An 8623-nucleotide genomic window follows, 5' to 3' on the forward strand; every position below is an offset into this window, starting at 1 on the left:
AAGGCAGTTGTACCAGCCGCAAGTGACAACGCCGAGGCACACCTTCCCAGGGCGCCGGTCACCCCCTGGGGCTCTACGGTGTCGGCTTCGAGCCGCGCGCACAGGCACGCGAGCAGGACACCGGAGGCGGCCGACTGCGCCGACGGGCAACTGGAAGTCGCGATCGATCGAGCCATCGGCCGCAGGGGGATCCACTCAGGGGGGACCCACACCTTCAGGACCACTACGGGTGAGGCTGACCGTCAGGTCTGACGCCATTTCTTTGCGTGGTGCGGTCGAGGACGCGCTCGATGATGTCGCAGATGAAATCGGGGGTCACTGCTTCGCCCTCGTAGGTCGCTCGGACGAGGACCGCGCCAACCAGCATGGCCAGGCAGGGCTCGACATCGCCGGGCTGGAGATGCCTGATCAGGGTGCTACGGATTCCGGTCGTGGCGGTCTCGTAGAGGCGGTCTCGCAGGCTTCGGGCGCCCTCGTCGTGGCCGGCGCGTTCGATGACGCTTGCCATCAACCGGTCGTACTGGCCCTCGGACAGTGTCAGCGCAAGCGCACTCAGCGAGTCATGGAGGTCTTCGCGGAGATTTCCTTTGGCCGGCGGATGGGTGGCGTCATCACAGATATGGGCGATGGCATCCCGCATGAGATCGCCTGGCGTCGGCCAGTGCGCGTAGATGGTCGCCTTCGAATATCCGGCCCTTCGGGCGACTTCGGCGTGCGTCGTCGCCTCCCAGCCATCTTCCAGCAGTGACGCGGCACTGGCTCTTATGACGTCGCGCCGTGTGCGGGCGACGCGCGGATCTTCGCGTCCACCTGACAACTTTCCCATCCGCTGAGGATAGCTTCCCGTAGTCCACCAGGCCACTACTGAACTGTGAGTATAGTAGTGCTCCATTAGTCTAATTCTCGTGCGGGTGGGCTGCGGCATGGACTCAGTCCTGCGTGATGCGCGCACCGCCCGGCTTCCCCTCGCGACGCCCCTAGGCCGGCGCCCTTCCGAAAGGCTCCTGGATGACTTCTCATGCAGTGCCACGCACCCAGCAGGCAATCGTGCAGGGCCGCTACGGAGCGGCTCGTGACGTGCTCGTACTGTCACAGACGGTTCCCGTCGACGCTCCAGGGCCCCGGGAGGTGCAGGTTCATGTCCGGGCGGCGGCAGTCAACCCCATTGACTGGCAGATGATCGAGGGGAACCGGCGTCTCATCGCCCGCCGTCGCTTCCCCTTCAAGCCACTGTTCGACCTTGCCGGTGTCGTCACCGCAGTCGGGGACCAAGTCACCTCATTCCGCGTAGGTGACCGGGTGCATGCCGACAACGAGACCGACGGAGGTGGGGCCTCGGAGTACGTCAATGTGCCCTCGCGGCTCCTCGCCCACGCACCGACGGGGCTGGACTTCGCCGAGTCGGCCGCGCTCCCGCTCGCGGGCCAGACAGCGCTGATCTGCCTGGACAACGGTCGCGTCACGGCCGGAACTCGCGTCGCGGTGATCGGAGCGTCTGGAGGGGTCGGTCACTTCGCGGTCCAAATGGCATGCACGGCCGGGGCCTTCGTAGTCGGTGTCTCCAGTGCACGTAACCAAGAGTTCGTGCGGTTGTTGGGCGCGGACGAGGTCATCGACAGGAATGAGACAGACCTGTCATCCAGCTTCGGCGCGGACTCGTTCGATGTGGTGATCGACTGCGTCGGCGGGCGCGAGCAGTGGATTCATGCGCAGCGAGTCCTGCGTCCGGGAGGGCGATTCGTGACGATCGCTCGCGATGAGGACGGCGTGGTCACACCCGCCTCCGCGGTGCGACTCGCGTCAACGATCACCGCTCGAAGACTGCGCGGCGCAGGGCCCCAGGGAACGAAGTACATCCCTGTCTTCCTCAAGGCTTCCGGCGTCCTTCTGCAGCGCGTCAACAAACTGGTGGAAGAGGGCCGAATCCACGCGCACATCTCCCAATCCTTCCCACTGACCCTGGAGGGCGTGAACGCAGCGATCGATGAGAGCCGCGCGGGGCGAACCACTGGAAAGCTGACGCTCCTGCGATGACCTCGTGAGGCGTGCAGATCTTCCATTCTGCCGTCGACAGCTCGCCGATGAGGTTGCACAGTCCCCGGTCGTAGGGGTCATTGGCCGCCGCCTCTCGCAAAGCGCCGACGGCGGTCTGGGCGGTCTGGTCCCATTCGACGTAGAACTGCCGGGCCGCCGGGCTCAGGATGCAGAACCGGGCCATGTTCCGGCCGCAGTTGGGCTCCTGGTACACCGGCGCGTACAGGGCTTGCCCGTGCGGTGTGGCGTGGCGGTCAGGAGCTGTGTTCGTCGGCGGTGGGGGCGGGTGCGTCCGGCTCGGCATCGTCGAGGGTGGCGGCCCAGCTGGCGAGCAGGCGAAGGCCGTCGTGCGAGGCGGTGCCGGGTTCGGCGCTCATGGCGGTGAGCGTGAGGCCGGGGTCGTTGGGGATGGGCAGGCCCTCGAAGGCGAGGACCAGGTCGCCGACGGCGGGGTGGTGGAAGCGTTTGTAGCCGGTCTGGTGAAGGCGCACGTCATGGGCGGCCCACAGGGTGCGGAAGGCTTCGCTGCGGGTGGAGAGCTCACCGACCAGATCAGTGAGCTCGCGGTCGTAGGGGTCACGGCCGGCCTCGGTGCGCAACAGGGCGGCGGCTGCGGCCCGTTGCTGGTCGAGGCCGGTCATGTACTGAGCCGCGCCGGGGTTGAGGAACTGGTAGCGGGCCATGTTCACCGGCCGGGCCGGGTCCTGGAACAGCGGCCAGTACAAGGCCTTGCCGAGCCGGTTGGTGGCCAGCATGTCGAGGCGGCCGTTGCGGATGAACGCGGGTGCCTCGGTCATCGCGTCCAGGAGCTGCTGCAGGGCGGGCCGGACCGGCTGCCCGGTACGGCGGCGCCGTGCGGGACGCCGGGTGGTGCTGGCGGTGCGGGCCAGATCCAGGAGGTGGGCCCGCTCGGACTCGTCGAGCTGCAGCGCGCCGGCGAGCGAATCCAGGACGGCTTCGGAGGCGCCGGAGAGGTTGCCGCGTTCCATCTGCGCGTAGTACTCGGCGCTGACGCCGGCGAGCATCGCGACCTCCTCGCGGCGCAGCCCTTTCACCCGCCGGTGGCCGACGGCGGGAAGCCCGGCCTGCTGCGGTGTGATCCTGGCGCGACGGCTGGTGAGGAATTCGCGGACCTCGCTGCGGTTGTCCATGGGTCCGAGGCTACGACGATCCCGCGACGCGAGGGGTGTACTGCCGGTACACGTATCAACGGGTCCTTCCGCACCGCCCGTGACCTGCCGTTTCATCGATAGCAGGCCAGCAAGGGCCATCCCGTCCGCTCCAGTGGCACACCCACCGGCGGCAGGAGGCAATGGAGACCGGTGCCCGTCCACGCTCCCGTGGGGAGCCACCTGGGCATCCACACGAAAAGGAGCCGCCGGATGCCGGAAGACAAGCACCCGCAGGGGCCGCGCCAGCAGTTCGGGGACATCGCCCCGGCACTGGCCGGATACAGGTTCCTGAACCCTCGGCGGTCCCTTGCCCGAGCCGCTTCCGCGTACGTAACGCGTTCGCGCACGTAACGCGTTCGCGCGGCCACCACACGCAATTCGCACCACACGTACCTCGCACCACACGTAAGGAGCACGATCATGGAGGTCATCCAGCCGCCGGCGACGTTGAAGCTGCCGGGGGAGATGTTCACCGGAGACGCGTGGGCGGATGTGATCCACCGCGGTGAGGAACCCTCCCGCGTGCGGGCGAACATGGTGCGCTTCGCGCCCGGCGCCCGCACCGCATGGCACTCCCACGGCCTGGGCCAGACCCTCTACGTCGTGGAGGGCATCGCCCTGATCCAAGCCCGCGGCGGCGACATCATCGAGGCCCGCCCCGGAGACGTGATCTTCACACCGGCGGGTGAGGAGCACTGGCACGGCGCGGCCCCGGACCGGTTCATGGCGCACCTCGCGCTGTGGGAGGGCGACGACGTCGACTGGCTGGAGCACGTCACCGACGCCGAGTACGCAGGTCCCCGCCATTCCGCCCGCACCCCCTGACCTCGACCAGCGCCCGGAATTCCGCGGTACTCCGCCGCCCTCTCACACGTACGGAAAGAGCCATGCGCGCAACTGTCCTTCACGCCCCTCGTGACCTCCGGGTCGAAGACCTGCCCGAGCCTGCCGTCCAGCAGCCCACCGACGCGGTGATCCGCACCGTCGTGACCTGCGTGTGCGGCTCCGACCTGTGGGACTACCGCGGCATCAACGAGGTCGCCCAGCCCGTCCCCGGCGGCCACGAATACGTCGGCATCGTCGAAGAGGTCGGCGGCGAGGTGACCGGCATCAAGCCCGGCCAACTGGTCATCGGCTCGTTCTTCGCCTCCGACAACACCTGCCCCAACTGCGAAAACGGCTATCAGACCAACTGCCTGCACCGCGAGTTCGTCGGCGGCGCCCAGGCCGAGTACGTGCGGGTCCCGCTCGCCGACGGCACCCTCGTCCCCGTACCCGGCGATGTCGCGGACGAGCACCTGCCCAGCCTGCTGGCCTGCTCCGACGTGATGGGCACCGGCTGGTACGCGGCCGTCGCCGCCCAGGTCCAGCCCGGTGACACCGTCGCCGTCGTCGGGGACGGCGCGGTCGGCCTGTGCGCGGTCATCGCCGCCAGGGAACTCGGGGCCACCCGGATCATCGCCATGTCCCGCCACGAGCCGCGCCAGCAACTGGCCCGCGAATTCGGAGCCACCGACATCGTCGCCGAGCGCGGCGAGGAGGGCGTCGCCCGGATCAAGGAGCTGACCGACGGCATCGGCGCCGACCGTGTGCTGGAGTGCGTGGGCACCCCCGACGCCATGCAACAGGCCCTGAACTCCACCCGGCCCGGCGGCAACGTCGGCTTCGTCGGCGTCCCCCACGGCGTGCAGGTCGACGGCGAGCAGCTGTTCTTCTCCCACGTCGCCCTGCGCGGCGGCCCCGCCCCCGTCCGCGCCTTCCTGCCCGACCTCATCGAGCGCGTCCTCACCGGCCGCATCAACCCGGGCAAGGTCTTCGACCTGGAACTGCCCCTGGAACAGGCCGCCGAAGGCTACAAGGCCATGGACGAACGACGCGCCATCAAAACCCTCCTGCGCCCCTGACCCCCTCCTGCGCGCCGACCGAAACTGAATCACCCCTTGCATGTGCGGGCCCCGGCCTCGGGGCCCGCGCAGAGATTGGACCCTTGCCTCATGAACCCGCAGTACACCTTCCAAGGCCAGGTCGCCCTGGTCACCGGCGCCGCCTCCGGGATGGGCCTGGCCACCGCCCGCGCCTTTGCCCGGGCCGGCGCCGCCGTCGTCCTGGCCGACCTCGACGAGGACGCCGTGGACAAGGCGACCCGGGAACTCACGGACGCAGGCCACCGGGCCATCGCTGTCACCTGCGACGTGAGCGACGAGGACCAGGCCACCGCCGCGGTGGCCCGCGCGGTGGAAGCCTTCGGCCGTCTGGACATGGCGTTCAACAACGCCGGTGTCCAGGCCCCACCCACCGACGCCGCCGACGAGAGCGCCGAGAACTTCGACCGCGTCAACGCCGTCAACCTGCGCGGCGTCTGGGCCGCCCAGAAGCACGAGTTGCGCCAGATGCGCACCCAGGGCTCCGGCGCCATCGTCAACTGTTCCTCGCTCGGCGGCCTGGTAGGCCTGCCCGAGCGCGCCGCGTACCACGCCTCCAAGCACGGCGTGATCGGCCTGACCAAGAGCGCGGCCGTCGAGTACGCCCCCAAGGGCATTCGCATCAACGCCGTATGCCCCGGCACCATCGACACCCCCATGGTCTCCGGCATGCTCGAAAGCCAGGCCGACGCCATGGCCGAGATCCTCAAGCAGCAGCCCATCGGCAGGCTCGGCCGCGCCGAGGAGATCGCCGAGGCCGTCCTGTGGCTGTGCAGCCCCGGCGCCAGTTTCGTCATCGGAGCCGCACTCCCCGTCGACGGCGGCTTCACCACCCACTAGGGCCCACACCCGGACACCGGCCCGGGGACGGAACGTATCCTCCGTCCTCGTACCATCCGGCCGCGGCTTCGCACCCACTCGTGGCGGTGGACACGACGACTTGCCCCCGAACGAATTATCGTTTCGTTGACCGAACGCCTCGACATGACTGGGGAGACAGCGTGAGCGCGATCGTGACCGACGAACAGATCCGAGCTTTGGCGGCGACGGCGAAGCCCTACAGCCTGGCACTCCTTCAGTGGGGTCCTGAACGGGGCATGGACGGCGCGGACGCGATCGAGCTCGAACACCAGCGACGCATGGTGTCGCTGCGCGAGTCCGGCGTGATAGCGGTCCTCTGCCCGGTCGGCTCTGACACCTTGGCCGGCGTCGCCATCATGACAGTGCCGGCGAAGGACGCCTCGGAGATCATGGCGGACGACCCCTGCGTGCAAGCTGGGATGATGCGCTGCGAGGTTCACCCGTGTCAGGGGTTCCCCGGGGACGCCCTTCCTGGCTGAACGATCCCGGCCGGGAAGGGGACTGCGCGTGTGGAGGTCACGGGAGGCAGACGCATTGATCCGGTCTCCATACCTCGTACCCCGCTCGCCGCGAAGGCGCCAGCCGCGCGGGCGGCGTTCCTGGCTCCGATAACGCTCAGGTAGCAGAACGAACTCATACCGGTGACCGGAAGTTACGGAGATCCGCATGGGGACACCTGGGACAGATGAGTGAAAAGAGAGCGGATCTGACGGCCCCTGCTGTATCCGGCACGCGCATGGCGGCCCGCGAGACCGAGACGGCCACGGACACACCCCGGACGGCCTCGCGGCAAGCCCGTTTGGCGCCCGCGGTCGAGCGCTCCCTCGACCGCGTGCGAGCAGTCATGCTGCCGACCGCCGTGCTGACGACAGCCGCCGCGCTCGTTCTCCAAGCCCTGGTCTGAAACCGGCTCCGACGCCGCAATCCCATGCGGCTGGGGCGTTCGGCCACTGAGGTCTTACGGGTGAGTCCTGCGGCCATGAGGTGTTCTCAGACGGTGATTGGAGCGCGCCCTGCGCCAGTTCGCCGAGTCGATCGGGCCGTCCTTTCATACGGTCCGTACCTATCGCTGGGTGGCCGCGCGGTGGCCCGCCGAACAGCGGCAGGAGGGCGCGTGCTTCGAGGTGCATCGCATCCTCGCCAAACGCGTTCGTGCAGATCAAGGACCCGCCGCTGAACGAGCGCACTGGACAGCGCCGGTGGAGCGGGGATGCGGCCAAGCGGGTCGCTGGTTGGCCGACGGCCACGCCCGTGACGGTGCAGGAGATGGAGACCATTCGCGACCTGGCCGCCGACGAAGCGGTGGTGGTTCAGGCGGCTTGTGATCTGTTACAACGCCTGGAGGTGGCCTTCCGGACCATGCGTGATCGACGGGCGCGGGAACGGGTCAACCGGGCCCAGTTCGACCAGGACGAGCTCCTCGACGATGGCGAAGGGGACGTGTGGGACGAGCCCGGCCTCGGCGAGGAGCCGGAGGGTGGGGAGGAGAGCGTCCATCCGGCCCGGATCGTGCGGGGCTTGCAGCTGACCTGCTGCGGGCCAGTAGCCATGCCGACGACGAGAGACCAGCCTCCCGGCCCCGGCACTATCCCAGCGACACCACGGATGCAGAGTGGGCGATCCTGGAGCCGCTGCTGCCGCTACCGGCCTGTACCCAGCCCTGGGGCGGACGGCCGGAGAAGCATCCGAGGCGGAACATCGTGGACGCCATCCGCTACGTCAACGACAACGGCTGCAAGTGGCGATCCGTCCCGGTCGACTTCGGCATTCCCTGGCGCACCGTGTTCGGGTTCTTCTCAACGGTGGCGGGACAGCGGGGTCCTGGCCCGCATCCAGGCCGAACCGCACCAGAAGGCCCGTCTCCACGACGGGATCAATCCCCGTACCGTCGCAGTGATCCTGGACTCCCAGTCCGTCAAAGGCGCCGAGACCGTGGGAGCGGCAACCCGCGGCTTCGACGCCGGCAAGGAAATAAACGGCCGCAAGCGGCACCTCGCCGTCGACATGCGCGGGATACCGCTGAAGGTCATGGTCGCCCCGGCCACCAATCGCGACGATGGCCCGGCCCGCGACCTCCTCTTCCGCCTCCGCCTGGCCCACCCCGAAGTGACCGTCGCCTGGGCCGACTCGGCCTACGGCGGCGAACTGGTCCCCTGGGCCCGCTCCTTCCTTGGCCTCACCCTGCACAGCGTCCCGCGCCGCAAGGGCCAGGACCGCTTCGCCGTCCTGGCGAAGCGATGGCGTGGTGAACGCACGATTTCTTGGATCATGAGGGCCCGCCGGAACGTGAGGGACTACGAACGGCTCATCTCCCACAGCGAAGCGCACCTGACCTGGACCATGATCACGCTTATGGTCCGCCGCCTGGTGAGCCCGCCCCGGCCCCCACTCGCCACACTTCATCCCGTCGCCGTGCGGGCCGACACGGCCTCCCAGCTCCCGCCCATCCGCCTCGGGACGCGATCGGATGCGCGCGCTGTCCACCTCGCCGTTACCGCCCTGGCCTGGGCTACCCGCGCACGAGCTGTTCGACGAGAACGTGGCATGGCCCACCCCACTCGCCGCTGCGGCTTGTCGGCACAGCAACGTGAGGTGTCTGTGAGCATGCCGGCTCCTGGCCTCCAAGGGGCCAGG

Annotated in this window: 10 protein-coding genes and 3 pseudogenes; 9 read left to right on the forward strand and 4 right to left on the reverse strand. The window is 68.8% G+C overall.

All coding sequences use genetic code 11. The features are described from left to right. Window positions 1-223: 223 nt before the first annotated feature. Window positions 224-826, reverse strand: a complete 603-nt coding sequence (locus ACFWGJ_RS20240) for a TetR/AcrR family transcriptional regulator (protein WP_387326262.1) — start codon at window positions 824-826, stop codon at window positions 224-226. 302 nt (window positions 827-1128) lie between these two features. Between ACFWGJ_RS20240 and ACFWGJ_RS20245 the strand changes: the two genes are divergently transcribed. Then, complete coding sequence (locus ACFWGJ_RS20245; RefSeq protein WP_387326265.1) at window positions 1129-2034, forward strand: NAD(P)-dependent alcohol dehydrogenase; 906 nt, start codon at window positions 1129-1131, stop codon at window positions 2032-2034. 40 nt (window positions 2035-2074) lie between these two features. On the opposite strand, the pseudogene ACFWGJ_RS20250 reads toward ACFWGJ_RS20245, so the two are convergent. Both ACFWGJ_RS20250 and ACFWGJ_RS20255 read right to left on the reverse strand, forming a co-directional pair. Next, a pseudogene (locus ACFWGJ_RS20250) lies at window positions 2075-2338 on the reverse strand (hypothetical protein); the annotation flags it as partial. Further along, window positions 2289-3185 (reverse strand): helix-turn-helix transcriptional regulator, encoded by an 897-nt coding sequence (locus ACFWGJ_RS20255; protein ID WP_387326268.1) that lies wholly within the window; start codon window positions 3183-3185, stop codon window positions 2289-2291. The gene ACFWGJ_RS20255 and the pseudogene ACFWGJ_RS20250, both read right to left, overlap by 50 nt. Window positions 3186-3626: 441 nt before the next feature. On the opposite strand from ACFWGJ_RS20255, the gene ACFWGJ_RS20260 reads away from it, so the two are divergent. The 6 genes and pseudogenes from ACFWGJ_RS20260 to ACFWGJ_RS20285 form a co-directional block, all read left to right on the forward strand. Then, a complete protein-coding gene (locus ACFWGJ_RS20260; RefSeq protein ID WP_387326271.1) occupies window positions 3627-4031 on the forward strand; it encodes a cupin domain-containing protein in 405 nt (134 codons plus the stop codon). A 62-nt stretch (window positions 4032-4093) separates the two neighbouring features. After that, a complete protein-coding gene (locus ACFWGJ_RS20265; RefSeq protein WP_387326274.1) occupies window positions 4094-5110 on the forward strand; it encodes a zinc-dependent alcohol dehydrogenase family protein in 1017 nt (338 codons plus the stop codon). A gap of 90 nt (window positions 5111-5200) precedes the next feature. Then, window positions 5201-5968, forward strand: a complete 768-nt coding sequence (locus ACFWGJ_RS20270; protein ID WP_387326277.1) for a glucose 1-dehydrogenase — start codon at window positions 5201-5203, stop codon at window positions 5966-5968. A gap of 161 nt (window positions 5969-6129) precedes the next feature. Next, on the forward strand, window positions 6130-6468 hold the full coding sequence (locus ACFWGJ_RS20275) for a hypothetical protein (protein WP_387326280.1): 339 nt from the start codon (window positions 6130-6132) through the stop codon (window positions 6466-6468). Between the two features lie 206 nt (window positions 6469-6674). Continuing rightward, complete coding sequence (locus tag ACFWGJ_RS20280) at window positions 6675-6893, forward strand: hypothetical protein (protein WP_387326282.1); 219 nt, start codon at window positions 6675-6677, stop codon at window positions 6891-6893. 248 nt (window positions 6894-7141) lie between these two features. After that, a pseudogene (locus ACFWGJ_RS20285) lies at window positions 7142-7342 on the forward strand (DUF6192 family protein); the annotation flags it as partial. On the opposite strand, the gene ACFWGJ_RS20290 reads toward ACFWGJ_RS20285, so the two are convergent. Continuing rightward, a complete protein-coding gene (locus tag ACFWGJ_RS20290) occupies window positions 7319-7486 on the reverse strand; it encodes a hypothetical protein (protein ID WP_387326288.1) in 168 nt (55 codons plus the stop codon). The pseudogene ACFWGJ_RS20285 and the gene ACFWGJ_RS20290 sit on opposite strands and share 24 nt — an antisense overlap. On the opposite strand from ACFWGJ_RS20290, the pseudogene ACFWGJ_RS20295 reads away from it, so the two are divergent. After that, window positions 7432-7728 (forward strand): annotated as a pseudogene (locus tag ACFWGJ_RS20295) (transposase); the annotation flags it as partial. The gene ACFWGJ_RS20290 and the pseudogene ACFWGJ_RS20295 sit on opposite strands and share 55 nt — an antisense overlap. 193 nt (window positions 7729-7921) lie before the next feature. Beyond that, the coding region (locus ACFWGJ_RS20300; protein WP_387326285.1) for a transposase at window positions 7922-8623 on the forward strand (702 nt) is incomplete at its 3' end.

Origin of the sequence: Streptomyces sp. NPDC060205 (genome assembly GCF_042728395.1) — a bacterium.
GTDB lineage: Bacteria > Actinomycetota > Actinomycetes > Streptomycetales > Streptomycetaceae > Streptomyces.

Excerpts from the sequence above, each read along its gene's own strand:
- ACFWGJ_RS20240 (WP_387326262.1), bottom strand. The coding sequence starts at position 826 with ATGGGAAAGTTGTCAGGTGGACGCGAAGATCCGCGCGTCGCCCGCACA.
- ACFWGJ_RS20255 (WP_387326268.1), bottom strand. The coding sequence starts at position 3,185 with ATGGACAACCGCAGCGAGGTCCGCGAATTCCTCACCAGCCGTCGCGCC.
- ACFWGJ_RS20260 (WP_387326271.1), top strand. The coding sequence starts at position 3,627 with ATGGAGGTCATCCAGCCGCCGGCGACGTTGAAGCTGCCGGGGGAGATG.
- ACFWGJ_RS20265 (WP_387326274.1), top strand. The coding sequence starts at position 4,094 with ATGCGCGCAACTGTCCTTCACGCCCCTCGTGACCTCCGGGTCGAAGAC.
- ACFWGJ_RS20270 (WP_387326277.1), top strand. The coding sequence starts at position 5,201 with ATGAACCCGCAGTACACCTTCCAAGGCCAGGTCGCCCTGGTCACCGGC.
- ACFWGJ_RS20280 (WP_387326282.1), top strand. The coding sequence starts at position 6,675 with ATGAGTGAAAAGAGAGCGGATCTGACGGCCCCTGCTGTATCCGGCACG.
- ACFWGJ_RS20290 (WP_387326288.1), bottom strand. The coding sequence starts at position 7,486 with ATGGACGCTCTCCTCCCCACCCTCCGGCTCCTCGCCGAGGCCGGGCTC.